Origin of the sequence: Actinoallomurus purpureus (assembly GCF_024055795.1) — a bacterium.
In the GTDB taxonomy this organism is placed as follows: domain Bacteria; phylum Actinomycetota; class Actinomycetes; order Streptosporangiales; family Streptosporangiaceae; genus Actinoallomurus; species Actinoallomurus purpureus.
The window spans coordinates 83,827-110,604 of record NZ_JAMXMY010000014.1 but is presented as its reverse complement, the minus strand read 5'-3'; the positions used below and the strand labels follow the sequence as shown (position 1 = coordinate 110,604).

Here is a 26,778-nt window from a genome sequence, read left to right as displayed (position 1 = left end):
TTGGCAATCATGGAGACTTCGCCGAGAGAACCTTCTCCCCGACGAATCGGATACCCGCCCAAGGATCGTGTACGTCGCAGTATATCCGGCAGTTGCTGGGATTAAAGGCACCAGTAGTACGCTTCGGTGCTACATATAGCTCATTCGTAGCTAGCGTTGCCGAGCAACCGCTAGGATCCTCGCAGCGCGCCCGGAGCTGCGTCATACGAACGACCCACAGAGGCCTCGGTATCGAGACCCATCCTAGAAGTGGGTGTTGTATCCGATGGTTTACCCATGACGATGCACCGTAGAGTTGCATATGGCCTGACTTTGCTCTGTTACACCAGCCACATGCAAACCTTAGGTTTTCGTCATCTGTCGCGCCCCCTGCACGCACTGGTCGCACATGGTCAATCTGAATCGTCAAATCGACAGCATGGAGCCCACGCGGACGCATGAAGTCGAACAGCAAAGGACGGGCAATGTCTCCAATGTCGCCTCCATTCAGAAATCTATCCTTTGCCGCTTCGCAAAACTTGTATCCGCAGAGATAACATCTTGGGTCAGGCTCGTTGCGGAGCCACAGACGCTTACGCTGCTCCTTGCTTGGAGACTTCCGTAGCCCGGATTCGCGGCGGAACGAAATCTCTCGCCATGCGACCTTCGCAATCTGAGAGGCAAGCGCCGATACCTCGTCCATAGGGCACGCGTGAAGCTCGTCACGGAGGATCCGGCGCAGTTCTTCATAGAGATGAGCGAAACCTAGATCTTCACGGCTCTCGTACGGAGCGCTATCGATCAAGGATTCGAGGAACCACTGGGCCCAGGTGGCTGCGGCGTCACCTCGGATGACCCATGCCATATCACCCAGGATGTCGGCGGGGACTTCGAGCTTCGCGAGATCGGTAAGAGCCTTGCGCGACCATCCCGTCTCCAATGCCTCGCCAGCTACGTCTACCCAATTACCAACAAGATGAGGGTTCATCGATCTGGTGCCAAGTTTCTCGCCCTAGGAAGATGGCGTGTAGTTCTCCACCCTAGGAAGACGTGCAGGATTCTTGCGATACTGGACCCATACCTTGGCCCAGGTTTCGCGCACTCTACGCTGATCCTTCTTCAGATCCATGCGCCAGTCTCGCGCGAAATATTGATCATTGGCGCCTTCTAGCCAGTCTGCTACTGACTCATCGACGTCATTCAAGTCATTGATCGCCGTTTTGGTCTCGCATAGGAACTGGAAATAATCTGCAGCAAGAATGGTTAGTGATATCTTGTTGTACAGGTTCTTGTTCGTGTTGCCCCACGCGTTATGCGCTTCCGGATCAGGGTCGCCGAACCGGTCTCGAATAATGGTGAAGAAGCGCACAAATACGGCTCTCCACGGACCATCCGGCTCCCTCCAGATTCGGTATTTTTCCTCCAACGATTCGCCTTGGCTAACGAGGTCCGACTTCTCTAGATGTCGCTGCTGCCACAGTTCGGCGTAGTCGTTGGTATCCCCGAAGACCCTTCCGCCCTTCAATTCGCGGAATATCTGCGTTAGGCTTTTGAGAACAGACCATTGGAGGTGGCGGCGATCGTCTCCACCCATACCGGTCTGTACAAGTGCTTTAAAGGGACTCTCATCGGCGCGTGTCATATACGAGACAGATTGCGAATCATCGAGAGGGATCGACGCTTTGCGCAATCTATCCGCTACCGGCTCGAGCTCCTCACGGGATAGACTGGTGGAGACAATAGTCCCTAGCAGCGCCTTCCCCATAGGTGTGGCTTTCTGGTTTACCACCACGAACTGGAAGACATGCTCTGCCGGATTCGCGTCGAAAAGCAGTGAGACGGGGAGCATCCTAGCGGATTCGTGGAGCGCACTTCTTTCCGCCTCCGCAGGGTTAATCCCGTTATTGACCTGATCGATCAGGATGTCCTGCATCTCGTTGGATTGGATCCTCTTCTTGGCCGAGAGTACTGCTCCATGGAGACGATGTTGCCCATCAACCAGCACGACTGGTTGCAGATAACTGAGCATCGCGTCTGCGGAGAATCCGACTAGCTTGCTTGGCCTGGCGTCAGCAGGCAACTCCCTTAGGATTTCTATCCGAATTCGTAGCTCCTGATAGAAGTCAACGAGCTGTGTCTCTTCCGTCAGTACAACGGAAGCTACATCTTCGGTCTCGTTCTCCTCGACTTGAGGAGTCAGGCGCACCTCGTCGCCCTCGGGCTCCACCAGGTCGGCCGAGTCTGACGGCAGTTGAGGATGCAGACCATCTTCGAATCTTGCGCGCTCCCGCACCTTTCTTCGGCGGTCGGTGTCGATCGCATGGTCCTTGAGACTAGGGACTCGGCTTTCAAGCCTTTGAGACAATAGCTCTAGTACCTCAAGAAGAGGTGTGTCTTGTTTTACCGATGGCCGGATCACCAATTCGCCAAAATTCGGCAGTCCGTCCAACGGCTCAAAAGTGACACACTGCGGATCCTGCAGTGCACAAAGGAGTGGGTTTTGGACTACGTTCTTGCCGTCATCGAAGAATTTCGCAAGCTCACGCAAGCGACCAACATTCTCCTCGCGCTGCCAGCCGACCGTCTCTTCGCCGGAAAGGCGTCGACGTTGAGGAATACCTGCCCACTCGCTTATTTCGAGCGCGTTGGCAGCGAACAGGAGCAGCGGCTTACTTGATTCGGTCTCCTGGAGGACGTAAACCTCGTACCGGTAAACGTGGGCCTGGTCCACACCGACTCCCCGGGCGATCGTCTTTGATCATGTCGCTGCCAGCGGCAGCTTAGCGGAAATGGTAACTCCTGGTAAAGGACTTGTAGGCCTTCGATGAACGCCTCCAGGGTTCCTGATCGGTGTGCCGGACTTCTTGATCACCCCATGAGGCTCCCAGCTCATGATCTCCGTCCGCAGGTGCCTGCCACCTTGCTGTTCCCTGGCGGTGCGGCCCGACGAGCTGGTCGAGGGCGATACTGGACCGGCTCTCTGTGGATCTCGTTGTTCGTCAGTTGCTGGTCGTGTTGGCGGTCGTGCAGGGCGGGGCTGCATAGGCGTGCAGGGCAAGGCCTTGGCCCGATGGCTGGATGAGGTCGTCTTGGATCACTGAGTAGCTGAACGGAACGAGCTCGCCCTGCCCCAGAAGCACCAGATCGTCTCGCCGCAGTGGTAGCCGTGCGCATACAGCCCGGTGCCTGGGTCGCGGAGGACATCGGCATGGGCGAGGTCCTGCCGGCTCGCCTTGGCGATGACGCCACGGCGTCCGGTGAGCCGTCCGTAGTGCAGCAGGAAGACGCCGACCATAAAGACGGTGTCCGCCCAGACGCTGCCGAGCCAGTGTTCGATCGCGCCGCCCGGTGCGCCGGTGGGGTGGGCGCCGAGCCAGTCGAGCATTTACTCGCAAGCCCCCGCGTACCGCGCGTTGCCGTTCTCGGCGAGTACGGGCCGGGTGAGCGCGGCGAGGCCAGCCGATTGGTTGGTTCGGGTGGGCGGGCGCGGCGGGCCTGACTGCGGTCGAGGCCGACGGCCGGGGCGCCCCGGTCGGGGTCTCTTCCTCTGACCTTCCGGCCCGTGTCACAGGTCGTGGAGTCCGCGGACGTCCTGGCCGGTCTTCAGAAGTCCTCGTCACTCCTGTTCCCCGCGGGTCGACCGGCAGCGGAAAATCAGCACCGCTCAGATCCGGTCAGGTGGTCGTTCATTATGTCTTCGCAGTTCAAGGGTGGGATCCCATCCGGTCCGCGTCTGGGACGGCCGAGCCCTGAGCACCCATTCCCTAGCTAGCTACGGCCGCTGGCTGCAGCGCAGGTGCAGAGCAGATCGGTCGCCGAACCGTCTGATGTCACCCGCCTCCTAGAGTCCGGCATCTCGATCGTCTTGTCCGTATAGCTGACTATCCGTGTCTTATAGCCGATTTGTCGTACGTGTGCGCAAAGATCAGGAGTGCGAGCAACGCACCGGCGTCCGCCCGCAGCCGTGAAGTACTCACGGTGAACGAGTCGTAACTCCGACGAGGACTTCGCGTATGACACAGGTCGTCATCCAGCCCTCCTTTGGCAACCCAACGGCACAGAGGCACTGGCGAGACACTTTGGATCAAGAGATCGAATACGGCGCAAGCCCACACGCAGAAGCCCTGACCTCAGCTGATCGCGCCGGCCTTGACACCCTGCACGTTTCAGGTGCGGCTCGATTCTGGGGCGCGACCGGTAACCACGATAAGAAAATGGGAAAACTCCAGACTGGCGACGTGGTTCTGTTTACAGGGAAAAAGCTAGTCAGGGCCGTAGGCGAGGTCGGATATAGCTTCCGCAACCCGGCGTTCGCCGACACCCTCTGGGCCCCACACCCTGAACGAGGATCCTACCGAAACGTCTACAGCTTGCTCAGCTTCCAGGCCACCGTGATCCCCTACGAGGAGATTTGGGATCTACCGGGTTTCAATTCCGGCGACAATTTCATGGGTCTACGACTCCTGGATGCATACAAGGCGAATATAATCATCGACGGCCTTAACATCGAAACACTGACCGCGGCTCGCAAAGCCATCAAGCAGGAACAAAAACTGATAGATAGCCTCGTCAGCCAGTCACAGATCGTCGACGTAGAAGCCGTTAATACCGAAAATACCTGTTACGAAAAGGCCACTGGGACAACCCTGGTCCGTCGCGTTGAAGCAATCCTGGTAAGGGAATATCGAGCGGCGCTCGACGGGGCCAGTGTTACCCGAATCCGCGTGCCGTCGGGAGTTACTGACCTATACGTCGTCACCCACGACGACGCCGATGTAATCGAAGCAAAGAGATCTGCCGATCACCATTTTGTTCGCCAAGCGCTAGGCCAACTCCTAGATTATTATCTACAGATTCAACAGAAGGTAACACGCCTCACGGGTCTGTTCCCAAGCCGCCCAGCCAATTCCGATATCGAGCTGCTCCACCATTATGGCATCGACTGCGTTCATAGAGATGAGGACGGGACGTTTAAGCGCCTACCGGCTCCGTCCCACCGCCGCGATCACATGATGCAGATCCGAGAACATCTCTAACCCTTACCGCTGCCTCGCCGCTCGTCTATCTGCTTCGTCGCCACGCCGCTCATCGTGTGGTAATTCACGTGTCGTCGGTCGTGCATAGCCGCGGCGTAGGCGTGTGAGGCGAGGCCTTGTCCCCATGGCTGAACGGGGTCGTCGCGAATCACCGAGTAGCCGAACGGGACGAGCTGCAGGACCGTGCCAGCGCTGGTTCGGGTCAGGTGCCGTTGTCGGCCACCAACGCGTCGACGCCGGCGAGGGCGCGCCACGCGGATTCGCGGAGCGGGTCCGGTGACACGCCGAGGTGGGCAACCCGCAACATCGCGGCCGCGATGCACGCCGCAGCCGCGGTCGTGCCAGCCTACCCGCGGCGCGGCTCCCGGCGCTCCGGTGAGGGTGACCTCGCCGGACGTGTCGCCCAGGTGGGCGTGGCTATTGCTTCGAGGACCGGGTCGGCGATGGTGCCGATCCGCTCGTCCGCGCCCGGGCTGGGCACGACGACCCGTGCGGAAAGGCCGTCGACGCGCAGGCACAGCACCTGACGGCACTCGCGGAACGCGACCTGCCAGGACGCCACGACGATCGGCGTCGGGCCGGACGGCAGCCGCACCTCGACCGCCCGTTCGGCGGGCGCCATGTACGTCACCATGTCCGGCTGTAACCTCGTCAGTCGTTAGGTAGCGGCCCGGGGCTTCCGCTGATCGGTTCTGATCGCGGACATGCCCCCACCCGCACGAGTTCTTCGTGCTGCCTGGGGGAAGTCCGTGACGGCGCTTCGTGTGTCCGCCGAGAGTCTGGTCGGCTCACCGATGGAACGAAAACTTGCCGGGATCCTCGCCGATCACGTCAAGGCGACCACGGGCAGGTACCCGTCCGCGTCGGAGAAGAAGTCCTGGCCACGGAGCATCCCGGTGCTCGCCCGGGACCTTGTCGAGGCGGGTCTCGGCAAGGTCGAGATGCTCATCGAGTACCAACTTCCCCTGACCAGCAAACGCGCCGACGTCGTGCTCGCGGGGGTCGACGCGCGGACCGGCGGCGATGCCTATGTGGTCGTCGAGCTCAAGCAGTGGAGCCAGGCCGATCTTTACGAGGACGATGAGCACCTCGTCCTGGTCGAGGGCATCCACCGCCCCCTCGGCCATCCCCTGCTGCAGGTCCAGGGCTACTGCGAGCACATCGCCGACTTCATCGGATCGTTGAGCGAGCATCCGGACGCCGTCCGGGGCGTCGCGTACCTCCACAACGCGGCGGACCTCGACGTTCAGGACCTCTTCGAGCTGTCCACCACCGAGCGCACCAGGCTCTTCACCAAGACTCGTCGGGGCGCCTTCCTCGAATACCTCCAGGGACAGTTCGCTCCCAAGAGCGGGGCCGGCGCCGCGGATCGGTTCCTCGCCAGCGCCGTACGCCCCTCGAAGCAGCTCCTGAAGCTCGCCGCCGACGAGATCAAGAAGCAGGAGCAGTTCACGCTGCTCGCCGAGCAGCGGCTGGCGTACGACCTCGTGCAGCATGCCGTAAAGAAGGCCCGGCAGTCCGACGCCAAAGAGGTCGTCATCGTCACCGGCGGACCGGGCAGTGGCAAGAGCGTCATCGCACTGTCCCTGCTGGGCGACCTCTCCCGCCAGGGATACTCCGTCCTGCACGCGACCGGCTCACGGTCGTTCACCCAGACGATGCGCCGGCACGTGGGCAAGGGCTCGTCCCGCGTCAAGAACATGTTCAAGTACTTCAACAGCTTCATGGATGCGGAGTCGAACAGCCTCGAGGTGCTCATCTGCGACGAGGCGCACCGGATCCGGGAGACGTCCGCGAACCGCTTCACCAAGGCGACGCAGCGTACGGGCCGGCTTCAGGTCGACGAACTGATCGCCACCGCCCGGGTGCCGGTCTTCCTGCTCGACGAGCACCAGGTGGTGAAGCCCAACGAGATCGGGACCGTCGAAGCCATCAAGGCCCACGCCACCGCGATGGGGATCCGGGTCCACCACGTTCCGCTCGACGGTCAGTTCCGGTGCGGTGGCAGCCGCAAGTACGAGGAGTGGGTTCTCCGGCTCCTCAACCTGGAGCCCGGCGGCCCCGAGGAGTGGACCGGCGACGACCACTTCGAGGTACGGCTCGCGGAGTCGCCGTGGGAGATGGAGAACCTCCTGCGGGACAAGCTCAAGGACGGCTACTCCGCACGGATCTCAGCGGGGTACTGCTGGCCGTGGAGCGATTCCGGACCTGACGGCCTCATCAACGACGTCCACATCGGCGACTGGGCCCGGCCGTGGAATGTCAAGGGCGAGCGGGCCGTCGGTGACGCGCCGCCGAGCGCGCTGTGGGCGACGTTCGACGGCGGCTTCGAGCAGGTCGGCTGCGTGTACACCGCGCAGGGCTTCGAGTACGACTGGTCGGGCGTCATCCTCGGCCCCGACATCGTTGCCCGCAACGGTCGGCTGGTCACCGTACGGGAGGCCAACAAGGACCCCGACTTCAAGCGGCGCTCCGTCACCGACCTGCAGTACGCCCGGCACATCCGCAACATCCACAAGGTGCTGCTGACGCGCGGGATGGTCGGCACGGTGATCTACGCGGTCGATCCGGAGACTCGCGAATTCCTCGCCGACCTCCTCCAGGTCGCCTGAGCGACGACATCAGCGTCGTTTGGGCGGGGGCTTGGGGAGGCTGATGAGTTCCGATGATCGAGGATGCGGACGACTGAGCCTGAATCTCGAAATGACGCCGATCCCTGACGTAGTCCATTCCCCGCCTCGGTAGGCTGCCGGACGTGGCGAAGCCGAGCAAGGCCGAGCTGGACGCCCTGGTCGAGCAGGCCGTCGTCGACGCCTATGACGAGTACGAACAGCTCACGGCCTTCCACGCCGTGATCGAGCAGGAGCTCGCTGTTCCATTCCAGACCACCGTCTTGGGCGTCGAGGTGACCGTTACGAAGATCGACCTGGTGCCCGGAAGCGGCATCGTCGCGATCTGCACCCGTAAGAGGAATCGCCAGGCGATCGGCCTCCTGGATCTGCCACTGCCCGCCCCGCCCCCGGCCGGTGCCGAATGGATCGACGCCTACCGGCACTGGACCCCTTGACGACGAAGCGACGATGAGCGAATACCAGTACTACGAGTTCCTGGCCGTCGACCGCCCCCTGGACGAACGGCAGCAGGCCGAGGTCCGCGCCCTGTCCACCCGAGCCCGGATCACCGCCACGAGCTTCACCAACGAATACCACTGGGGCGACTTCGGCGGCGATCCACGCAGGATGATGGAGCGCTATTACGACGCTCACCTCTACGTCACCAGCTGGGGCACCCACCAGGTCATGCTCCGCGTGCCCCGTGCTCTCCTCGATCTCAAGGCCGTCGAGCAGTACCTCATCGACCCGCACGTGACCGCCTGGACCTCCAAGGAGCATCTCATCCTCGGTCTGACCAGCGAGGACGAGGGCGGCGACTGGGTGGAGGGCGCCGAGGACTCCCTGTCGGCCATCGTCGGTGTTCGCGCCGAACTCGCGTCCGGTGACCTGCGGTCTCTTCATCTGGCCTGGCTGGCCGGCTACGGGGCGTGGGAACGCGACGAGGACGCCTTCGACTACGACGAGGAGGACGAACTCGAACCGCCGGTGCCCGCCGGGTTGGGCTCCCTCACCGCGCCGCAGCGGGCCCTGGCGGACCTCCTCCGCCTTGACGCCGACCTGCTCACGGTCGCGGCCCAGACGAGCCCGGCCCTGGCGGAGACCAGGGACGATCCCCGGAAACTGGCCAGATGGCTCAAGGATCTGCCCTCCGGGGACAAGGAGACGCTCCTGTTTCAGGTCGCGCAAGGCCACGGCGCCCGAGTCCAGATGGAGCTGCTGCGCCGTTTCCGTGGTGACCCAGGCACCAGCGACGATGGCCGTTCCCGCCGTACGGTGGCCGAGTTGCTGGACGCCGCAGCGAAGATCCGGCAGGAACGCCATCGGCAGGCCGAGGTCGCGCTTGCCGCCCAAGAGGCTCGCCGGGCCCAGGAACGTGAGCTGGCCCGGGACAAGCGGCTGGATGCCCTGGCCCGCGACCAGGAAACGGCCTGGGCGCGGGTCGACGCGCTGATCGACACCCGTCGGCAGGGCGACTACGACGCAGCCGTCGAGATCCTCCAGGATCTCCAGGTGGTCGCATCACGCGGCGGCCAGGCGGAGGAGTTCACGCGGCGATTTTCGCTCCTGCGCCAACAACATCTCCGCAAGCCAAGCCTCATCGCCCGATTCGACCGTGCCGGAATCACCGCCGCCTCGGCCGGCTGACGCACAGGCCGCCGAAGACGGGGCCCTTATTGACGGCAACGGCGTCGTCTTTGAAGGCGAGCACGATCGGCGGGACGGTCGGGTATGTCGTCCAAGCCGAGACCATCCAGCGTCGCCGACCGAGCACCACAGATGGCGCCGATACCGTGCCGAATAATTCTACTGACCTACAATTAGCAGGCCCGGCTGGAAGCTTCGCAATAGCGATTGCGCTTTTTCGGCAGGCGGAACGGCTTGTTCAATGGAATGTTGCTTAATGGCCTCGATCAGATCCTCTGGATCCTGTTGCCTGCCACCCAGCAACTGCGACTCGTCGACGACCGGAGACTTCGTCAATTTCGCTGCGGCGATTATGGTGGCTATTGACAGGACGATGGAGAGGTTGTCTCGCCACGGGGTGACTGTGATCCATCCCCCGAGTTCTGGATCATCTGGATCCCCGAAATCCTGGAAGCTCACCGTATTCGAATGTTTTCTATCCGTGGTCGAGATCCTGATCTCGATATCAGCCCGACCGGAACCAATGACTTGGCCCGTGGCATCTTCAGGACTAGGAGCCAACTCGATCCCAGGAAAGCCGATGTCGTCAAGGACCGCCGCGACGGCCCTGAGTAGATCCGCTATCGAAAAACCTTGATTGACTCGCGTCCACCATTCGACCGCCACATGCCCTCCCGTGAAATACTCGAAACTATTGAGGGAATCTTAGCCATCCGTCCGCCGTACGGATATAGATCCGTCCGATCGACGCACGTCCTGGAATCTGCGCCAACGGCCCGTTCTTGGCAAAATCGGCCAGTCTGGCCGCTGACATGTCCGGCGCCTTGATATACAGCGTCACGTTACTGTAACCCGCATTGGTAGCCTGGCTCTCGGCTTTGACCGCGTGTTTCAGCACGGCAGACGGAGACGTTCCGGAGTACTCCTTAAGGCTGACCTCCTGGCCATCGAGCCAGCCGTCGATGCCTTCGAAGTTATTCGTCGGCGGCCCGGTGAACTCCTTTCCACCAAGATACTCAGCGAGCTCTTTGGCCTGCGCCTCCTCGGCTTCCGTGAGCTGATTCTTGATGATCTTGACGGTAACCTTGCCCAGACCGGCGGCTTCTCGTTCTGAAGTCGGTAGTACTCGTGCGAGGTCCCTCAGTGCCGAGCCGACGGTCCTCATGCGAGCCACGACCGCTCCGACGAACTGACGGAGCAACGCCATCGCGCGGGCGGTGATCCCGCCTTCTGCGGCGGCTTCGGCCGCCTGGCCGGCGGCCTCGCTGCCCCCTGCGGTGGGTGCGGCCAAGAACGCGGCGACGACCTCGCCGATTATGAACGTGAGGGCGAACTCCAACGCGAGTTCGTCGAACTGGCGTTTCAGGTCACGGATTGCCTGAGCTTGGTCCCGGCAGGCACGCTCGGTGTGCTCGCACCCCTGCAGCGTTAACGTCAGCGATCCCGTGTTGTAGTCCACCAGCCGTTGCACGTGGTGGCGGAAACTGTCGGCGGCCGGGCCTTCGCTTTCGGCCAACACGTAGGCCGCGTAGTGCTGGGTGTCCTCCCAGGCGGTGCGCAGCGCGGTGGCGAACTCTCGCCACGCCTCGGCGGCCTCCTCCATCAGTTCCGGCTTGCCCGTAGGGAACGGCCCGAAGAAGTAGGTCGCCCCGGCCCGCTTCCACGCGTTCGGGTCCGGTGCTGCCTCCGGCGACGGGCTCGGAGTCCGCACCGGCGCCGGTTGCGTGGATTTCGGCGGCCCGGGCGGGGCCGATGCCGGTGGGGTCGGTGACCGATTCGGGGTCGGATTCGGGGTCGTACGCGGTGAGCTTGGTGGGGTGCTTTCGGGCACGTCCGGTGGGGGCGGGAGCCCACCAGTGTTATGCAGTAACCGCGATTCTCGGCTCGCGGCCTCAGCGATCCGGTCGATGTCGGCGGTCATGTTCGCCTCGGTGACGCTGTAGTTGCGCGCCATCTGTTGGATGCCGCTCGCTATCGCCCTAAGGTGGGCCGCGCATTGCCGCACCGTTACTAAGAGTGAGTGCTGTGCCGGCCGGTAGGATTCGGCGAACGACTCATCCGGCCACGACGAACCCCAAAACGACCCCAACCCTTCCAGCTTCCGTTGCGCCGCCGTCTCGGCCTGCGACAATGCCGTGCCTGCCGCGTCGAACCGGGGCGCGTAATACAGCAACACCTCGACCGAAAACCGGACCGAATCCCGCTGGCCACCCGCCACACTGCCACATCCCCTTGGTCCCAAATCTGCCGATCTTAACTGTTAGCGACTTTACACAAAGTGAAAGTCCCAGTCACTGGGGTTCTCGTGGGCCGTTTCCTCTTTCGTCGTTCGTGTTCTCGACCAAGAAGAGTCGGCCAGGCTTGCTCAACTGGGCTTGGCACAGGTGCTGTGGCATCTCCTGCTGTAGACGAGCTCCAGGCACGTCCTTCCCACGGGGCCGGCACGTCAACTACCTCGCCATCGCTGGCGCATCCGGTCGCAACCGGCCCCTGCCCAGCGCAGGAGCCGACGTCGCAGCTACCCGCCCGCGTCGACGGAGTACCTCGTCGGGGTGCGCGTGCAGGTGGAAGTGAGCGCTGGGCACATTACTGGCGGACTTGCGGAGGTATTTCCAACCAAAGAGCTATTCTGACTTGCCCACCATGCGCACGTGCCTGCTTTGCTACCGGGGCGGCCCTGCCGCGCCTATCTGCGCGGATTCTAAGTCCCCTAGATACTTCTGCCGCCATCTTGCGGCATGGCCTCCGGATTGAGGAGCGCTTCACGTAAGACCGCGGCACCTCGGTGCTGGCGCGGCAACCACCGTCCGTGGCCTTTACGCCCTGAGGCCGGTCGTATGGGGTCCGGCCAGGGCGCGCTGGGCGGTGTCGAAGATGAGCGAGCGGGCGAACTCCGCCGGAGCGTGGACGCCGTGGGGCAGGAAGACCACGTGATCGCGGGCGCAGTAGCGGGCGGTCGACCATACCTGCCATGCCATTTCACGGAGCGGAGCTCCGCGGCGGAAGCCGCGCAGGCGGGCGTACCCGACGACGAGGCAGACGAGTCCCGGCAGCCATACGGGCATCGTCATGAACAGGGGCGCCATGACGGACGCCCACGCGGGGGCGGGATCCGTTTCGTTGTGGCGTGCCCACAAGGAGACCAGGACGAACAGTGCCGCCAGCGGCACCCCGAGCAGCGTGAGTATCCAGCCGGTGGTGACCATGCCGCGCGGAGGCCGGGGCCGTGGCAGGTCCAGCAGCTGTGCCAGGGATGTGCTCGACGTGCCGTGCGCGCGGTAGCCCCTGACGTACGCGCTGGAGTACGCCGTCTGGGACGCGACGATGCCCTGGACCGGCTGGGTCTGGTCCGTCATGCGACAGAGCGGGCAGGCGTTCGAAGCCGGGCCGAAGTCCATCCGTGAACCCCCACAGCGCTCTGCCAAATTCGGTCACCCGGAACATACCGAACGATCACCACCGACCACCGCCGGGCCCCGCCGCAGTTCCAGGGCTTCGCTCGGCAGCTTCCGAACGGTGCGGCCGTACGGCCGCAAGCGCCCGTCGAGTTCTCGGCCTTCACGGCCATGGGCTTCCCGATGCCGAACGAAGGGTGGGTGAGCTGGGACGGCGCTGACGATCCGGGCGCTCTTCCCCTCCCACAGTCGTCACCCCGTTTCAGAGCCCTGCGGGCCGGCGGCCGGTGACCGCCCATCGCCGGATCCAGGCTCGTCCGTCGGTCCGGTGGTGCGTCAGCGGACCGGCTGCGGTTCTACGGCGGCCCGGTCGTCGAACTCCCGGCGGGCCTGCAGGATCTCCCGTGCGTGGTCAATGGACCAGTCCGCGATCGCGCCGGTCAGTCGCCCCGCATCGACCCCGAGCGGCGTCAGGCCGTACTCAACGCGCGGCGGAACGGTCGGGTAGACGGTGCGGCTGACCAGCCCGTCGCGTTCCAGTGCCCGGAGCGTCTGGGTCAGCATCTTCTGCGTAATGCCCTCCAGGACGCGCCGCAGTTCGTTGAACCGTAGGGGCTGCTCCTGACGCCGCAGCGCGGCCAGGACGTACAGCGCCCACTTGTTGGCCAGCACCTCGATCACCGTCCGCGAGGGACAGTCACGGTGGTAGATGAAGCGCAGGCCGGTCCCGGCCGGAGAAGCGGTATCCATGGGGTACCTATATATCGAACAGGTGCCTACTTCACAACAGGTACCGCCCTCCTCCACGATGAGATCACGGCCGGAACGGCCGTCCCGAGGAGGAGAACGACCAGATGAGCACCCGCATGCGCGCGATCAGCCAGCAGGCCTTCGGCGGCCCGGAGGTCCTGGAGGTCGTCGAGACCGACCGGCCCGTTCCCGGCCCGCAGGACGTTCTCGTCCGGGTCCGCGCCGCCGGTGTCAATCCCGCCGACTGGAAGAGGCGCGCCGGGATCGTGGGCCGATTCGGCGAACCGCCCTTCACCCTCGGGCTCGACCTGGCCGGAACCGTCGAGGCCGTCGGCGATCGAGTGGAGCGATTCCGGCTCGGCGACCAGGTGTACGGCGCGGTGCTGTCGCCCAGCGGCACCTACGCCGAATACGCCGTCGCCCCCGAACAGGCCCTCGCGCCCGCCCCACCGAGCCTGGACCTCGTCCACGCCGCCGCACTGCCGACCGCCGCGCTCACCGCCTGGCAGCCCCTCGTCCGCGTCGCCGGCGTCCGCGCCGGGCAGCGCGTCCTCGTGCACGCCGCGGCCGGTGGCGTCGGGCACCTGGCGGTGCAGATCGCGAAAGCGCGCGGCGCGTACGTCATCGGCACCGCCCGCCGTGACAAGCATGCCTTCCTGCGCGAGCTCGGCGCGGACGAGCTGATCGACTACACCGCCACCGACTTCACGACCGCCGTTCGCGACGTCGACGTGGTCCTCGACCCGATCAGCGGCGAGTACGGACCCCGGTCGCTACGGGTCCTCACCCCGGACGGCGTCCTTCTCGACGTACGCGGCACCGGTCCCGACCGGGCCGAAACCCGCGACCTCGCCCGCGCCCGCGGCCTGCGCCACGTCGAGTTCGGCTTCACCCCGTCCGGCGACGACCTGCGCGAGGTCACCGACCTGGTCGAAGGCGGTGCCCTGCGCGTCGTCGTCGACCAGGTCCTGCCCCTGGAGGCCGCGGCGAAGGCGCACGAGCTCAGTGAGACCGGCCGGGTCAAAGGCAAGATCGTGCTGACCGTTGGATGAGCACGCGGCGTACGGCCGTCAACGGCCGTAGGCGCCGTCAACACCTCGAGCCTGCTGGCGCGGGCGGGCGTGACGGTGAACCCGTCCACCGACGAGGAGCGGCAGCTTCTCGGGGACGTTTGCGAGCACGCCAAGGCGATGCCTTCATAAGGACACCGGCGATACCCAGGGGGCAAGACGTCGCCCGCCGACTCCGCGTCCGAGCGTTCGCCGCCCATCCCAAGATCAGATAACGGTCGGGTCGTGCCAAGATCGTCCTATGCGGACATACCGTCATATGACTTCTGGTCTGACCTCCCCGCGCCACCACCGCGTGGCCACGGTCCAGCTCGCGGGCGCCTGACCATGGCCGTTGAGGGAAACGGGGCGACGAGTCGGACCCTCCGCCCGTACGTCCTCGCCGCGGGCGAGGGAGCGATGGGGGCGGCGCCCGAGGGCTCCGTCATGCGGCTCAAGGCGTCCGCCGAGTCGACCGGCGGCGGCCTCGGACTGATCGAGGGTGTGGACGCGCCCGGCTTCGCCACTCCCCTGCACCGGCACGACGTCGCCGAACTCTGGTACATCCTCGACGGCCACTACGACTTCTACGTCGCCGGCGAGTGGTTGCCGGCCGACGCCGGAGGGGTGGTGTTCGTGCCCGGCGGGCTGGTGCACGGCCTGCGCGCGGGACCCGAGGGCGGGCGCAAGCTGACGATGATGATCCCCGGCGGGTCCGAGGGGTTCTTCCGCGACGTACACCGCGCCATCGAGGTGGACGCAGTGACGCCCGAGAAGCTCCGGGCACTGGGGGCCGAGTACGGCATCGAGCTGATCGGTCCCCTTCCGGAGAACTGACCTCCCCATGCTCGGGTTCCTCCCAACCGACGAGCTTCTGAAGGCCTGCCGGATTAAGGTGCTGGGTGGATGCACGGCACCTTCGATGGGGGCGAGTGCTCGTGACGTACGTCTTGGACGCCGTCCTGGTCCATGTCATCGGCGCGGCGAATGTGGCGGTCTTCCGGGTCTCCCGCGGGCGGGTGGTGCTCCACCGGTTCGGAGGGATGCCCTATGCGCGGCTCACCCGGATCGGCCAGGTCCCTGAGCTCGATCCCCCCTTCGTCGATTACCTGCGCGACGGTGACGACTTCGTCCTGCTCGTGCCCGCCCGTGCGTCCGAACCAGGATGGGTGCGCGACGTGCGCAGCGCCACGAGCGTCACGCTGGAGATCGAGGAGGGCATCGAGCGTACGGCCGTCTCGGTGGTCGGCGACGGAGAGGCGGACGCCGAGAAAGCGCGCCGGCTCCGCGAGCAGGTCCGCGACGGCGCGACGCAACGGCAGCTGGACGCCGACGTCTTCCCGGTGATCGGTGAGGCCGAGCAGTCCAAGGTGGCGGCTCGGCTCCTCAAGAGTGCCTCACTCGACGAGAGGTACGGCATGAGGAAGGCACGCCTGGTGCCCGTCGTCCGCCTGAAGGCTCGCTAGTGCAGCCCCGCAGTAATTCCTTACTGGTCCGTGGTTACACCGAGTTGCAGCCATACGGCAGTCTGACGAGGAACCGGTAAGGGATTTGTGCGGGGCTGCACCAGGCCCGACCTGACCCGGCGGAAACTCAGGCGACCTCCGCGCGTCATCTGGATAAAGTCGTGCTGTGCCAGAGTTGGAGCGCCTGCGAGCCGGCCATGCCCCGGCGGTCCTGGCCTTCGAGCTGGCCAACCGCGTCTACTTCGCCGCCTCGGTCTCTGACCGCGGTGATGAGTTCTACGATCGGTTCACCGAGCGGCACAGTGCCTTGCTGGCCGAGCAGGAGGCCGGCATCTGTGCCTTCTACGTGCTCGTCGCTGATGACGGCTCGGTTCTGGGCCGGTTCAACCTGTACGACCTCAATGACGGCACTGCCAGACTCGGCTACCGGGTCGCGCAGCAGGTCGCCGGCCGCGGCGTGGCGACCAAGTCTGTCCGGGAGCTATGCCGGATTGCGGCGGCGCGGCACGGGCTGCGCACGCTGCGGGCGGCCACCTCCCACGACAACGCCGCGTCCCAGAAGGTGCTGACCAAGGCCGGGTTCGTCCCGGTTGGCCCGGCAGACCCGGCCGACCTCGGCGGTAAGCAAGGCACCTGGTATCAGCGTGACCTGGTGCAGCCCCTCAGCAGTTCCTTACTGGTTCGTGGTTAGGCCGTGTCGCGGTCATGCGGCCTGGGCGAGGTTCTGCTGCCGGGGTGGCGTTCGAGGTAGCGGGCGTGGTCGGCATCGGCGTCGTAGCTCCACTTGTACGGATGCGCGGTCTCGTTGTGCCGGATGGTGAACTCGGTGATCTGGGCTTCGAGGTGCTCACGGGAGGTGAAGTCGCCGCGGCGCAGGAGCTTCGACCGCAGCCGACCTGCCCCAAGCTCCACCCCAACTACGACGCGCACTGGCCGACATCGACCACCACGTCGAGGACTACATCGCCCGAGCACGACTCAAGCCTGCGGCCACTGCGCCCGCCACAGGCCGGGGCTACGCTACGGCCAACGGCCACCACGCGATCTTCAGCTGTCTGCACAAACACTGGATGATCACGCGGTGGCCGTTCTCATGCCACCCGAACCACCAAGATCACGAAGTGTCACTGGATTAGTCCGATCAGGAGGTATGCCAGGTGTCCGAGGTCAGCAACAAGGCGTTTTTGCAGGGGGTCTTCGCCGAGACCGCGAAAGGGAACGGGCGGCCGTTCCTCGACGCGCTGGCCGACGACGTCCGCTGGACGATCATCGGGCAGACCGCGTGGTCACGCACCTACGAGGGGAAGCGTGCCGTGCTGGAGGAACTGCTCCGCCCGCTCGCGGAACAGCTCGGCGGCCGTAACGTCGTCAGCGCCGAACGCTTCGTGGCCGACAATGATGTGGTCGTCGTCGAAGGCCGCAATCACAGCGTCACGAGATCAGGCCGTGACTACCCGAACCGTTACTGCTGGGTCTTCGTGATGCGCGACGGCAAGGTCGCCGAGATCACCGAGTACACCGACACCCAATTGATCGCCGAGGTGCTCGCTCCGCCTCCGGCCGCATCTACGCCACACCGCCCCGGGTGACCGGCGGCCTTTCGCACGCGCCGGTGGAGGCGCCTCCCCTCCTGCGTAAGGTTCGGCGACCGAACCAAGATCACGAAGTGTCACTGGAGTACCAGGCCCAGATCCTCCGTACGCCCTGACCGCGCACCGATTCACCGCGCAATTCCCTACTGCGGCAAATCATCGCCAATCCCATATTCAACGACATTCGCGCCACCAGAATAATTTATTTCCTCTTCGTACCGGCGATGTGACCTTCCAGGTCATGCGACAGGACTTTAGTCTGGCCACGCGGGACCGGTGCCGAACCACCTCGTTGCAGACGACGCCTACGAAAGGGACCGAATGGCTCTCGCCAGAACCTCGATGGGACCAGTCGTGATCGCACTCGCCTGCATCCTCGCCGGGACGGCGTACGCTCCCGGAACACCGATCCCCCACCCGGACGAACCGACCCCGCAACCGGGCCCTGAGCAGGGATTCGCCGGCACGGACTCGACCACCGCGAAAGCGGTGGAGGGCTGCTGGTTCAGCGCCCATAAGCCCTTCGTACTGCACACCAGGGACAGGTACGTCCATGGGCAGGCCCAGATAACCAGGTGCACCGCCCCGGCTCCCGTCTACTGCCATCTCCAATCGCGCCTGCAGATGTGGGTCCCCTATTCCAGCCAGTGGGTACAGAAGGGCGAATGGGCGGACTCCGGCTGGAAGACCTGCCGACCGGGAATCGCACTGAATCCGTCCTACAGATGCCCTACGCACTCGACCCAGCACGAATTCATCACCGACACCTGGCTGACCATCGTCACCCATCAGGCCGGATCAGCGTCGAATTACGTGAACAGTCCTCGCGAGAAGTTCACCTGCAGCTGACATCGCGCGGCTCGCCCCGGGAAGCCATGGGTGAGCCTCAGCCTCGCGGTCCACGACGCCGAACTCGGCAAGATCATCGCTGACGGCCGAGGAGACGAAGGGATCAGATGACTGGGAGCGGAACAAGGACGTCGAACCGGCCGGTCAGGCTGCGGCTGACGGCAGCCGCCGGGCTCGCGCTCGTCGTGGCGGGGGCCCTGTACGCATTCGGCCGGATACACACGCCGAATTACGACAGCAGCCTGTTCGGACGCCGCGGCAACGACGCGAACATTCTCAAGGCCGAACTCGGCACCGCCCTGCTGTGCCTGGCGCTCTTCCAGCTGATATTGGCGCTGTGGATGTACCGACGGCTACCCGGTGCCGGAGCCGCCCCCCGCCAGGTGCCGCTCACCCATCGCATCGGCGGAGCCGTTCTGTTCGTACTCTCCCTGCCCATTGCCTACCACTGCATCACGGCGTACGGAGTACAGACGTACAGTGCCCGGGTCGCCCTGCACTCCATAGCCGGCGGTTTCTTCTACGGCGCATTCGCCGCCAAAGTGCTTCTTGTCCGCAGCCGCCGCCTTCCCGGCTGGGCGTTGCCACTCGCCGGCGGGACGCTTTTCTCCCTCATTGTGATCTTGTGGCTTTCAGGGGCGCTCTGGCAACTGGCCCGCCCCTAGCCTGCGGCGCCGACGAACCGGCGGATCGATGGCCCCAGCGCCACGGGCGCCCGCCGGGGCCGGACCCGGCGGGCGCCCTTGGTCAGCGGACGAGTCCCGGCCGCGGCGCGGGCAGTCGGTCGACGACGTCCTCGTTCACCAGGACGTAGGCGGACAGTACGGTGCCGGGCTCAGGGCCGCCCTTACCGACGGCCAAGGTACGGTCGCCGATCAGCCGGTAGCCGCGGTCGAAGATGATCTGCTGGGGCGACCTGCCCGGCCTCGAGATGGCGATCCCCGGTCGCCCGATGGCGTCCTTGGTGTTCATGTCCGCGACGACTCCGGGGATCTTCGCCGCCGCCGCGAACAGCGCGGCCCGCAGTTTCGGCTCGGTGCCGACGGACTCCGTGATGAGATCGGTGATCTCGCGCCACGCTCGGTCGTCCGCCGTACCGTCGCCCTTGGCGGTGCGCCTGATCCGAGCCAGCAACGCATCAGGGTCGGTGGCCAGGTCGCGAAGGTACTTCGGTGATCTCGGGCCGGTGAACCCTTCTCGGTCGGTGGCGCCGTCCTTGTAATTCAGGACGACATCGCAGTCGGGTGCGTTCCCCTCGGTGCACGGCTGCATCCGCTGGAGGCCTCTGCCGTTGCCGCCGGCCGGAACCCAGCTCTCGCCGCTGCCGAGCACGTGCCGCGATTTCTCGTCGGGCAGCGAGATCTCCTGCCACCGGTAGTGGAAGTACCGTCCATGCCGCGCGGCGCCGTCGGCACCGGCGACCGCCGAGGCGCGGCTGAGCACCTCGGCGGCGCTGACGAGCCGTACTCTCTCGGGCGGACGGTGGTCGCCTCCGATCTGGACGGCGAGAGCGGCACCGACCCCGAGCGTCCCGGCGACCAGGCCCGCGGTCAGAGCCGTCCAGGGGTTGATCCGGCGCTTGAGAAGCCGTGACCTTCCGGCACTCGCGGCTTCGTCGCGGGCCTCCGCCACCAGCCTGCCGCGTCCCTCCAGCAACGCCTCTCGTGAGGGCGGCGCCACCTCGGGCAGCATCTGCTTGAGGCTATTCATCGATTGCGTCCTCTCGCGGGTCCAGGGGGTCGATTCCGCCGAGCGCCTCGCGCATCTTTCTTCGCGCCCGGCCCAGCCTCGAGTGCACCGTGCCCTTGGGAACCCCCAGGGCGTCCGCGATCTCTACCGGTGACAGGCCGGCCTCCGCGGTCAGCAGCAGCACGTCACGCTGGCTTTTACTGAGGCGGGCCAGGGCCGCCGTCAGTGCTGGCAGGGACATCTGGGCGCTCACCCGGTCCGCCGCTCGTTCCGCGAGTGACTCCGTCGCGGCATCGGTGCCGCTGCGGGCGATCGCCCGCCAGAAACGCCCTTCGGCGCGCCGATGCCGGCCAATGAGATTGGTCGCGATGCCGTACAGCCACGGCCGGGCGTCGGTACGGGCGGTGTCGTAGCGCGCCCGCTGCCGGAAGGCCAGCAGGAACGTCTCCGCCATCAGGTCGTCGGCCAGATCCGGACCGAGCCGGCGGGCGATGTAGCGATGGATCGCCGGGGCGTGCCGGTCGTACAACGTCGCGAACACCTCGGGATCCCGGAGGGACCACGTGACGATCTCGTCATCGGTGGCGACCTGTTCATTGACATGGCTGATCATGTCGAGCTCATTCGCGTCATCGCGAACCTCCAAGGCGGGGGGCAGGGTCACCCGGCTATTGGTCCGCGGCCCGGCTGCGCATCCCTCAGATTGGTCGCGATGCCGTACGGCCAGGGCCGCGCGGCCCGGCTGCGCATCCCTCCGGTGAGGCCGCGAAGTTCGTCCCGTGGTCATCGCCCGATGATCAGACAGGCGGATGGTACGGCGACGCCGCGGTCGGCAGCAGTCAGCAGGCCACTTGAGCAGTCGCTCAAATCGGCGTATTCTCGGATTTAAGCGACCGCTCAACTCGGAGGTGGGCATGTCCGGTGCACCCGACGATGTCGACGCCCATCGCGCCGGCCGTACGGTTCCACTACGGACGTCGATCGTGCTGAGGGGGACCGGATACGGATGTCTCGCCGGCCTGATCGGCGGTGCCATCTTCGGCGCCCTGCTGCGGCTTCCTTACCTGTTCTGGTCGGTCATCTACGCGTTCTGCGGCGGCGTCGTCGGTGGTGCGGCCGGGCTGGTGGCGGGCCTCATCGGCGGAGTGGCGTTCGCGCTGGCCATGCCATGCCTGGCGCGTCATCCCCGGGCCGTGCGGCCCGCCGGCGCCGCCGTCCTGCCCGGCATCCTGGTCCTGGCCTCGTGCGTGTTCTCGATCTGGCGGCTAAAGACCGCGGACGACATACTCTCCGGCGAGACGAGAGAGACGTTGGCCGCCATATGCATGGTGGGCGCCGCCGCCGGCACGCTGGTGGCGCCGCGCATACTCTACGGAAAACGGCCCGATGACGCCCCGGGACACGACAAGGGTGCAGACTCGCTTGAGTGACGAGCACCAAGGACAGACTCCTCGACGCCGCCATCGAGACTCTTCGGACGCACGGCATCGCGGGAGTCTCGGCACGGACGATCGCGGCCACCGCCGAGGTCAACCAGGCGCTGGTGTTCTACCACTTCGGCAGCGTCGACCAGCTGCTCGCCGCCGCCTGCACCACGGCGACCGCACGGCGTATCGAGGTCGTCCGCGACCGGTTCGCCGAAGTCGGCTCGCTACGGGAGCTGCTCGCGGTCGGCCGGGAACTGCACGCCGCCGAACGCCAGGTCGGAAACGTCACCGTGTTGGCCCAACTACTCGCCGGCGCCCAGGGCGACCCGAAACTGGCATCGGCCACGGCCGCCGCGCTCGACCTGTGGACGCGTGAGCTCGAGACCGTCCTCAGGCGAGTCCTGGACCGCACCCCACTTGCCGAGTTCGCCGAGATTCCGGGGCTGGCCAAGGCGGTCGCCGCCGCCTTCATCGGCATCGAGCTCTACGAAGGCGCCGACCCGCGAGGCGCCGGCGACGCGCTCGACGCCCTCGACCAGCTCGGTGCGGTCCTGGAGGTCTTCGACGACCTCGGCCCGCTCGCCACCCGTGCGCTGCGCGCCAAGGTCCGCCGTACCGCCCCGAAGTGACCTCATGCGGTGGCGCAGGCGAAGACAGGCCTCAGCGCGAGGTGGCCACTCCGCACCGTCCCACGGTGACGAAAGTGACGCGCAGCGCGGCCGGGCACCGCCGGGCGGCCGCTCGCGCCCGGCGATGCCCGGAGGGTACGGGGTATTCGGCTCCTACACGCCGCAACCGCATCGGTCGACACCCACATCGTCGATGACCGGGCCGTAGGCACTGTTCGTCGTGCTCGAGAAGTGCACGGTGCTGGAAACCCCGGTCGCCCGGAACCTAACCGCCCGTGTCACATATCCCATATTGGCGACGGTGTGACCGGTGACGTCGAAGGAGAAGTTCTGCGCGAGAGCACCGTTGATGAAGACCTGCCCGGTCTTCACGGCCGGCGATCCCTGCGGATTCCCCGCCAGCGCGTAGATCACTTCGTATATGACACCCGGACGTGTCGCGAAGGTCTGGGTCACCCCACCGGCGGAACCGCCGCTCAGGTCGAGTGACTGGCGTCCGTCCGAGGCCTGCCAGAAGCCGCCTCCGATCAGGTCGACGCTCCCGTTGGTCACTCTCCATGGTCCGATGAGCTGTCCCGAGGAAAAGGTTTGGAAGGTGCCCGGAGTTACCACTGGGGTCTCGAAGCTGCCGTCCGCCAGCCCAGACGTCGCATTGGCCGGAGCGGCCGCGAAGGCGGCCGACCCGGCCAGCGCGGCGGCCAGGCCGGCGCCTGCGCAGAGCCGCCGCCACGGGCGCGCGTGAGTGGGTCGGCACCCGCGAAGTCGCGGCGCGTCGGAGGCGAACCGGCCGGCCGGAGTTGCGTCGATAGCCATGATTCTCCTTCGTTCGTGCATGAATGTGCACCGAATGGGCGATCAGCACCCATTCGCCGGCTCGCATCACGACACCGGATGTCAACCGTTCGTAACGAGCGAGCAGCCCCAAAGAGATCATTGAATAGACGTCGCATCAAGAAAGGACACGCGCGTTTATCGCCGCGCCATCGATTGGTCGGATATGGCCGGAAAATGCGTTATCAAGGCGAACGATCGGACCTGATCCGCTCTGGAGCCTGCAGTGACCTGGTCAGGTGCTCGGGCCGAGGGTCACGGTGGCGGACCTGGTCTGGGGGCCGGAGGAGACCGTGACGGTCACCGTGCCCGGGCGTACGGCGGTCAGGGTGCCGGTGGCCGGGTCGAGGATCGCGAGGACGTCGGGGTGGTGGCGGGCGGCCTTGGCGGCCTCGGGCGAGGAGGTCACCAGCAGGCCCGCATCTCCGCTCCACGTCACGCTGGCCGGGTAGCGAAGCGGGAACCTCAGGCCGAAGCCGCTCGTCACGCCCGTCGCGGCGACCTGCCCGGACCCGCCGACGGCCACCTGCGCGGGCGCCGACAGTTCGATGCCGTCGATGAGCGGCCGGCTCTCGGCCTGCAGCCAGTCCCGCGTCTGCGGGTCCGGCAGCCCGGCCCGTACGCGACCCGGGCGAGGGTCGACGCCGACGCGCATCCAGCCGAAGAAGCCGCCCTGGTCCGGTGAGCTGTACGGGGTCTTGCCGACGGCCGGGGTGTTCACTTCGAGCACCCCGTCCGCGCGGGTGACGGCGGCGGTGTGGGCGTGGCCGTTGAAGAGGGCGACCGGCTTGCCGGACTCCTCCCTGAACGCCGCCAGCCACCGCTCGACCAGGCCCGCCTCTAGCTGGTCGGTCAGCTGGGAGTCGCCGGCGCCGGACGGGTCGTGCGGCGGGTGGTGGAACAGCACGACGACGCCCGTGACGGAAGGGTCGGTGGCGGCCTTGTTCAGCTCGTCCTGCAGCGCGGGGACCTGGTCCCAGTCGGACGTGCGCAGGCTGCCGCTGTGGGAGTCGAGCAGGACGAACCGGGTGCCCTTGTGGTCGAACACCTGCCGGGTCTTGCGGCCGGTGGCGCTGACGAAGTTGTCGAGCCCGCCGCTCGAACCCAGCCCCGCCTCGTGGTTGCCGGGCACCCAGTAGACGGGCAGGCCGTCGGGGACGTGGTCCTTCAGCAGCTGCTGAGCGAACGCGAAGTCCGCGGGGCTGTCGCTGTCGACGAAGTCGCCGTTGACGAGGATGAAGTCGGGCCTGGCGGCGACGGCCTGGTCGAGGGCGGCGGCCGCCTGTTTCGCGGGGAAGGAGTCGGCTCCGGCGGCGGCGCTGACGTGCAGGTCGGACATCACGGCGTACGTCCAGCGGTCGGTGCCGACGCCGCGCTGCTCCAGCACGTACGGGTCCGGGACCGGGGCCTCGCGGCTGTCGGGCTGCTGGCCGACCTGGGCGGCGAGCGCGTCGAACTGCAGCTCCCCGGCGTCCTTCTTGTCCTGCGCGGTCTCGACGACGTAGATGTTCAGCAGCGTGATCGGAGTGGCGAACCCGGTGGGCAGGGTGCCGGTGACGCGCCGCCAGCCGGTCCAGTCGACGCTGAGCGCGAACGTGAACGGCACGTTCGTGGTGCCCTGGGAGCGGAGGGTCGCGCGCAGCCAGTGCTCCTTGCCGTCGCCCTTGACCCACAGGGCGAGTCCGCTGGCGCCGCTCGGCAGGGTGAGCGGGGTGGGCTGGACGACGGCGTAGCCGGCGGAGGTGCTCGGCTGGCCGGTGAAGTCGTACGTGAGGCGCAGTGCCTGGTTGCCGGACGGCGCGCCGGGGCGGTCGGGGGCGTCGACGGTGGCGACCTTGGCGGTGCCGCGGGCGGCCGAGGCGGTCCACTTCTCGTCGGGCTCGAACTCGGCGAGGGACCTGTCGATGAGGCCGACCGACACGGGGAGCTTCGCGGTGACGCCGTGGACGGTCGCCGTCAGAACCGTGCCGGTGCCGGTCGCGCCCGGTTTGCCGGTGACTTTCAGGTCGCCGTCGGGTTCGGCGGTGACGTCGATGGCGTCGTGGTCGTAGGCGAGGGTGACGTCGCGCGGGGCGACGGGGGCGCTGAAGCCGTCGGCGTCGTAGCCGGTGAGCCCGATGCTCATGGCCGTGCCGGGCTCCAAGGTGGCGGCGCGGCGGCCGAAGGCGAGCCTGTGCAGCGGGCCGAGGACGCGCAGGTCGTGCTCGCCGCTCGCGGATCCGGCGCGGGCGCGCAGCCGGCCCGCACCCGGTATGGACGCGTGGAACACGCCGCCGCTCACGTGGCCGAGCCTGCCGGGGGCGGCCTGCCAGGAGACGTGACGTCCGGCGACCGGCGCCGCCGCGTACGTCTCGTCGTAGCCGGCGGCCGTGACGTCGCGGGTGAGGCCGGGGAACACGCGGTCGGCGCGCGGCCGTACGTCCAGGCCCTGGAGCGTTCCTGAGCCCTTGCGGCCGAACAGGCCGACGCCGTTGGGCACGGGCCGCTCACTGCCGTCGGACGGGGTGTTGACGACGCTGACGCCCGGGTCGCCGGGGCGGCGGGCGACGGCCTCGGTGGAGCCGCCGCCGTCGAGCATGTACGCGTCGCCGGCGCCGAGGCGGGCCATCAGCCGGGCCGTGTCGTCGAACGACAGGCCCGCGGAGAAGCTCGCCGACCCGTCGACGGCGACGAGGAGCAGCCGGCGGCCGCCGTCGCTCCAGCCGATGGCCGTGCGGGGCTTGAGCGCGTCGTTGCCGGTGCTCGGCGGGAAGTCGACGGCCTTGCCGTCGCGAACGAGCACCGCGCCGCTGCCGAGGGCCATCCGCAGCTTCGTGTCGGCCTTGGGCGCGAAGGCGATCGCGGCGGGGTCGCCCGGCTTGACGGCGGCGAGCTGTCCGGCGGCGGCGCCGCGGCCGAGGAGGACGAGGCCGCCGTCCGGGACGGGCGTCGTGGTGAGGTGGTCGCCCACCGCCGTGACCTTGCCGCCCGCGACGATGAGCTCGGTGTACGGGCCCGGGTCGCGGATGAGGGTGCGCAGGCCCGGCCCCCACTGCGGGGTGAAGGCGTCGATGCCGTCGGCGGGCACGCCGGCGGAGTTGAGCGCGGCCAGGGGGCGTTCGGTGCCGGCGACGGTGACGGTGCCCTCGATGGCGAGGTCGGCGAGCCGGGCGATGCCGTCGGTGCCGATGCCGGCGACCGTCGACGACTGGCTCACGCCCTTGCGGAGGGTGCCGCCCTGGATCTCGGGGCCGATGGCGGCGTTGGTCTCGGTGATGTCGAAGTAGTCGCCGTTGACGGCGGCGACGGCGCGCTGGTCGTCGGCGGCCTGCGCGAGCGGCCGTGCCTCGCTGATTTTGCGGCCGACGAGGTCGACGCCGACCGAGCGGTCGCGCAGGTCGGCGCTGAGGACGTGGACGCGCGTCCAGCCGGTACGGCCGAAGGTGTCGAAGGTGGTGCGGACGATCCCCGGGGCGACCGGCTGGTCGACCCGGTCGGCCTCGACCGACTCGCCGGGAACGGCGGTCTGGTAGGAGGGCACCGGGACGCGCGGCGGCCGCTCCGCCCGGGCCGGAACGGTCCAGGCGGGTGCGCCGAGAACGCCCAGGGCAAGGGCGCCCGCGGTCAGCAGGGATCGTACGCGCATGGAGGCCTCCGTGGGGGTGCCGGAGGAGATTAACGCGCCGGGCGGGTGATCACTAACACCGGCCTTGACCGGTCGTGGTCGAGCGAATGAACATCTCTCGCCGCGGTGAACTTCCGCGGATGTCGCCACTACGGAAGATCACCGTCCGGTACGATCCGTTTGCCGGTCCACGGGGTGATCCAGCGGATTCGCCTGTTACGTG

General features: G+C 66.5%; 26 protein-coding genes. 13 read left to right on the top strand and 13 right to left on the bottom strand.

The window, feature by feature from the left end; translation table 11 throughout:
• Positions 1 to 7: 7 nt before the first annotated feature.
• The 3 genes from NE236_RS45185 to NE236_RS25165 form a co-directional block, all read right to left on the bottom strand.
• Positions 8 to 439: an HNH endonuclease gene (locus tag NE236_RS45185; RefSeq protein ID WP_372494438.1), complete on the bottom strand. Its 432-nt coding sequence runs from the start codon at positions 437 to 439 to the stop codon at positions 8 to 10.
• 552 nt (positions 440 to 991) lie between these two features.
• Positions 992 to 2,710, bottom strand: a complete 1,719-nt coding sequence (locus NE236_RS25170; RefSeq protein ID WP_252844589.1) for a ParB N-terminal domain-containing protein — start codon at positions 2,708 to 2,710, stop codon at positions 992 to 994.
• Positions 2,711 to 3,073: 363 nt separating this feature from the next.
• Complete coding sequence (locus tag NE236_RS25165) at positions 3,074 to 3,364, bottom strand: glycoside hydrolase family 88 protein (RefSeq protein WP_252844588.1); 291 nt, start codon at positions 3,362 to 3,364, stop codon at positions 3,074 to 3,076.
• Between the two features lie 628 nt (positions 3,365 to 3,992).
• Between NE236_RS25165 and NE236_RS25160 the strand changes: the two genes are divergently transcribed.
• Positions 3,993 to 5,015, top strand: coding sequence for a hypothetical protein (locus NE236_RS25160; RefSeq protein WP_252844587.1), 1,023 nt, complete (start codon positions 3,993 to 3,995; stop codon positions 5,013 to 5,015).
• Between the two features lie 346 nt (positions 5,016 to 5,361).
• Here the strand turns inward: NE236_RS25160 and NE236_RS25155 are convergent, their stop codons facing one another.
• Positions 5,362 to 5,649 carry a hypothetical protein gene (locus NE236_RS25155; RefSeq protein WP_252844586.1) on the bottom strand — a complete coding sequence of 96 codons (288 nt, stop codon included), beginning with the start codon at positions 5,647 to 5,649 and terminating at the stop codon, positions 5,362 to 5,364.
• A gap of 160 nt (positions 5,650 to 5,809) precedes the next feature.
• Between NE236_RS25155 and NE236_RS25150 the strand changes: the two genes are divergently transcribed.
• From NE236_RS25150 to NE236_RS25140, 3 genes are all read left to right on the top strand, one after another.
• Complete coding sequence (locus NE236_RS25150; protein WP_252844584.1) at positions 5,810 to 7,627, top strand: DUF2075 domain-containing protein; 1,818 nt, start codon at positions 5,810 to 5,812, stop codon at positions 7,625 to 7,627.
• Between the two features lie 143 nt (positions 7,628 to 7,770).
• Positions 7,771 to 8,082 carry a hypothetical protein gene (locus NE236_RS25145; protein ID WP_252844583.1) on the top strand — a complete coding sequence of 104 codons (312 nt, stop codon included), beginning with the start codon at positions 7,771 to 7,773 and terminating at the stop codon, positions 8,080 to 8,082.
• A gap of 13 nt (positions 8,083 to 8,095) precedes the next feature.
• Positions 8,096 to 9,274: a BAR domain-containing protein gene (locus NE236_RS25140; RefSeq protein ID WP_252844582.1), complete on the top strand. Its 1,179-nt coding sequence runs from the start codon at positions 8,096 to 8,098 to the stop codon at positions 9,272 to 9,274.
• A gap of 159 nt (positions 9,275 to 9,433) precedes the next feature.
• Here NE236_RS25140 and NE236_RS25135 read toward each other — a convergent pair whose 3' ends face one another.
• The 4 genes from NE236_RS25135 to NE236_RS43755 form a co-directional block, all read right to left on the bottom strand.
• Positions 9,434 to 9,940, bottom strand: coding sequence for a hypothetical protein (locus NE236_RS25135; RefSeq protein ID WP_252844581.1), 507 nt, complete (start codon positions 9,938 to 9,940; stop codon positions 9,434 to 9,436).
• Positions 9,941 to 9,965: 25 nt separating this feature from the next.
• Positions 9,966 to 11,492 (bottom strand): WXG100-like domain-containing protein, encoded by a 1,527-nt coding sequence (locus NE236_RS25130; protein WP_252844580.1) that lies wholly within the window; start codon positions 11,490 to 11,492, stop codon positions 9,966 to 9,968.
• 598 nt (positions 11,493 to 12,090) lie between these two features.
• A complete protein-coding gene (locus tag NE236_RS25125; protein WP_252844579.1) occupies positions 12,091 to 12,630 on the bottom strand; it encodes a hypothetical protein in 540 nt (179 codons plus the stop codon).
• Positions 12,631 to 13,005: 375 nt separating this feature from the next.
• A complete protein-coding gene (locus tag NE236_RS43755; RefSeq protein ID WP_289850852.1) occupies positions 13,006 to 13,419 on the bottom strand; it encodes a winged helix-turn-helix transcriptional regulator in 414 nt (137 codons plus the stop codon).
• Between the two features lie 104 nt (positions 13,420 to 13,523).
• Between NE236_RS43755 and NE236_RS25115 the strand changes: the two genes are divergently transcribed.
• From NE236_RS25115 to NE236_RS25100, 4 genes are all read left to right on the top strand, one after another.
• Positions 13,524 to 14,471 carry an NADP-dependent oxidoreductase gene (locus tag NE236_RS25115; RefSeq protein ID WP_252844578.1) on the top strand — a complete coding sequence of 316 codons (948 nt, stop codon included), beginning with the start codon at positions 13,524 to 13,526 and terminating at the stop codon, positions 14,469 to 14,471.
• A 345-nt stretch (positions 14,472 to 14,816) separates the two neighbouring features.
• Positions 14,817 to 15,305 (top strand): cupin domain-containing protein, encoded by a 489-nt coding sequence (locus tag NE236_RS25110; RefSeq protein ID WP_252844577.1) that lies wholly within the window; start codon positions 14,817 to 14,819, stop codon positions 15,303 to 15,305.
• 101 nt (positions 15,306 to 15,406) lie between these two features.
• Entirely contained in the window at positions 15,407 to 15,934 is a 528-nt protein-coding gene (locus NE236_RS25105; protein WP_252844576.1) for a hypothetical protein, read from the top strand.
• A gap of 166 nt (positions 15,935 to 16,100) precedes the next feature.
• Positions 16,101 to 16,625 (top strand): GNAT family N-acetyltransferase, encoded by a 525-nt coding sequence (locus tag NE236_RS25100; RefSeq protein WP_252844575.1) that lies wholly within the window; start codon positions 16,101 to 16,103, stop codon positions 16,623 to 16,625.
• Here NE236_RS25100 and NE236_RS25095 read toward each other — a convergent pair.
• On the bottom strand, positions 16,622 to 16,846 hold the full coding sequence (locus NE236_RS25095) for a hypothetical protein (protein WP_252844574.1): 225 nt from the start codon (positions 16,844 to 16,846) through the stop codon (positions 16,622 to 16,624). The two genes, NE236_RS25100 and NE236_RS25095, sit on opposite strands and share 4 nt — an antisense overlap.
• Before the next feature lie 245 nt (positions 16,847 to 17,091).
• Here NE236_RS25095 and NE236_RS25090 point away from each other — a divergent pair, with 245 nt between their 5' ends.
• The 3 genes from NE236_RS25090 to NE236_RS25080 all read left to right on the top strand — a co-directional run bounded on the left by NE236_RS25090 (position 17,092) and on the right by NE236_RS25080 (position 19,040).
• On the top strand, positions 17,092 to 17,523 hold the full coding sequence (locus tag NE236_RS25090) for a nuclear transport factor 2 family protein (protein ID WP_252844572.1): 432 nt from the start codon (positions 17,092 to 17,094) through the stop codon (positions 17,521 to 17,523).
• A gap of 357 nt (positions 17,524 to 17,880) precedes the next feature.
• Positions 17,881 to 18,375, top strand: coding sequence for a hypothetical protein (locus tag NE236_RS25085; protein ID WP_252844571.1), 495 nt, complete (start codon positions 17,881 to 17,883; stop codon positions 18,373 to 18,375).
• A gap of 107 nt (positions 18,376 to 18,482) precedes the next feature.
• Positions 18,483 to 19,040, top strand: a complete 558-nt coding sequence (locus NE236_RS25080) for a DUF6529 family protein (protein WP_252844569.1) — start codon at positions 18,483 to 18,485, stop codon at positions 19,038 to 19,040.
• Between the two features lie 82 nt (positions 19,041 to 19,122).
• On the opposite strand, the gene NE236_RS25075 is transcribed toward NE236_RS25080, so the two are convergent.
• Positions 19,123 to 20,085 (bottom strand): CU044_5270 family protein, encoded by a 963-nt coding sequence (locus tag NE236_RS25075; RefSeq protein WP_252844568.1) that lies wholly within the window; start codon positions 20,083 to 20,085, stop codon positions 19,123 to 19,125.
• Complete coding sequence (locus NE236_RS25070) at positions 20,078 to 20,677, bottom strand: RNA polymerase sigma factor (RefSeq protein ID WP_252844566.1); 600 nt, start codon at positions 20,675 to 20,677, stop codon at positions 20,078 to 20,080. The genes NE236_RS25075 and NE236_RS25070 overlap by 8 nt, the downstream gene beginning before the upstream one ends.
• Positions 20,678 to 20,978: 301 nt before the next feature.
• On the opposite strand from NE236_RS25070, the gene NE236_RS25065 reads away from it, so the two are divergent.
• Positions 20,979 to 21,494, top strand: a complete 516-nt coding sequence (locus NE236_RS25065; RefSeq protein WP_252844565.1) for a hypothetical protein — start codon at positions 20,979 to 20,981, stop codon at positions 21,492 to 21,494.
• Entirely contained in the window at positions 21,491 to 22,120 is a 630-nt protein-coding gene (locus NE236_RS25060; RefSeq protein ID WP_252844564.1) for a TetR/AcrR family transcriptional regulator, read from the top strand. Before NE236_RS25065 ends, NE236_RS25060 begins: the two co-directional genes overlap by 4 nt.
• Before the next feature lie 153 nt (positions 22,121 to 22,273).
• Here NE236_RS25060 and NE236_RS25055 read toward each other — a convergent pair whose 3' ends face one another.
• On the bottom strand, positions 22,274 to 22,933 hold the full coding sequence (locus NE236_RS25055) for a choice-of-anchor C family protein (protein ID WP_252844563.1): 660 nt from the start codon (positions 22,931 to 22,933) through the stop codon (positions 22,274 to 22,276).
• A 253-nt stretch (positions 22,934 to 23,186) separates the two neighbouring features.
• Entirely contained in the window at positions 23,187 to 26,576 is a 3,390-nt protein-coding gene (locus NE236_RS25050) for a phosphodiester glycosidase family protein (protein ID WP_252844562.1), read from the bottom strand.
• Positions 26,577 to 26,778: the final 202 nt, after the last annotated feature.

Excerpts from the sequence above, each read along its gene's own strand:
- NE236_RS25150 (WP_252844584.1), top strand. The coding sequence starts at position 5,810 with ATGGAACGAAAACTTGCCGGGATCCTCGCCGATCACGTCAAGGCGACC.
- NE236_RS25140 (WP_252844582.1), top strand. The coding sequence starts at position 8,096 with ATGAGCGAATACCAGTACTACGAGTTCCTGGCCGTCGACCGCCCCCTG.
- NE236_RS25070 (WP_252844566.1), bottom strand. The coding sequence starts at position 20,677 with ATGATCAGCCATGTCAATGAACAGGTCGCCACCGATGACGAGATCGTC.
- NE236_RS25160 (WP_252844587.1), top strand. The coding sequence starts at position 3,993 with ATGACACAGGTCGTCATCCAGCCCTCCTTTGGCAACCCAACGGCACAG.
- NE236_RS25115 (WP_252844578.1), top strand. The coding sequence starts at position 13,524 with ATGAGCACCCGCATGCGCGCGATCAGCCAGCAGGCCTTCGGCGGCCCG.
- NE236_RS25125 (WP_252844579.1), bottom strand. The coding sequence starts at position 12,630 with ATGACGGACCAGACCCAGCCGGTCCAGGGCATCGTCGCGTCCCAGACG.
- NE236_RS25165 (WP_252844588.1), bottom strand. The coding sequence starts at position 3,364 with ATGCTCGACTGGCTCGGCGCCCACCCCACCGGCGCACCGGGCGGCGCG.
- NE236_RS25080 (WP_252844569.1), top strand. The coding sequence starts at position 18,483 with ATGACTGGGAGCGGAACAAGGACGTCGAACCGGCCGGTCAGGCTGCGG.
- NE236_RS25065 (WP_252844565.1), top strand. The coding sequence starts at position 20,979 with ATGTCCGGTGCACCCGACGATGTCGACGCCCATCGCGCCGGCCGTACG.
- NE236_RS43755 (WP_289850852.1), bottom strand. The coding sequence starts at position 13,419 with ATGGATACCGCTTCTCCGGCCGGGACCGGCCTGCGCTTCATCTACCAC.
- NE236_RS45185 (WP_372494438.1), bottom strand. The coding sequence starts at position 439 with ATGCGTCCGCGTGGGCTCCATGCTGTCGATTTGACGATTCAGATTGAC.
- NE236_RS25055 (WP_252844563.1), bottom strand. The coding sequence starts at position 22,933 with ATGGCTATCGACGCAACTCCGGCCGGCCGGTTCGCCTCCGACGCGCCG.
- NE236_RS25155 (WP_252844586.1), bottom strand. The coding sequence starts at position 5,649 with ATGGTGACGTACATGGCGCCCGCCGAACGGGCGGTCGAGGTGCGGCTG.
- NE236_RS25110 (WP_252844577.1), top strand. The coding sequence starts at position 14,817 with ATGGCCGTTGAGGGAAACGGGGCGACGAGTCGGACCCTCCGCCCGTAC.
- NE236_RS25075 (WP_252844568.1), bottom strand. The coding sequence starts at position 20,085 with ATGAATAGCCTCAAGCAGATGCTGCCCGAGGTGGCGCCGCCCTCACGA.
- NE236_RS25050 (WP_252844562.1), bottom strand. The coding sequence starts at position 26,576 with ATGCGCGTACGATCCCTGCTGACCGCGGGCGCCCTTGCCCTGGGCGTT.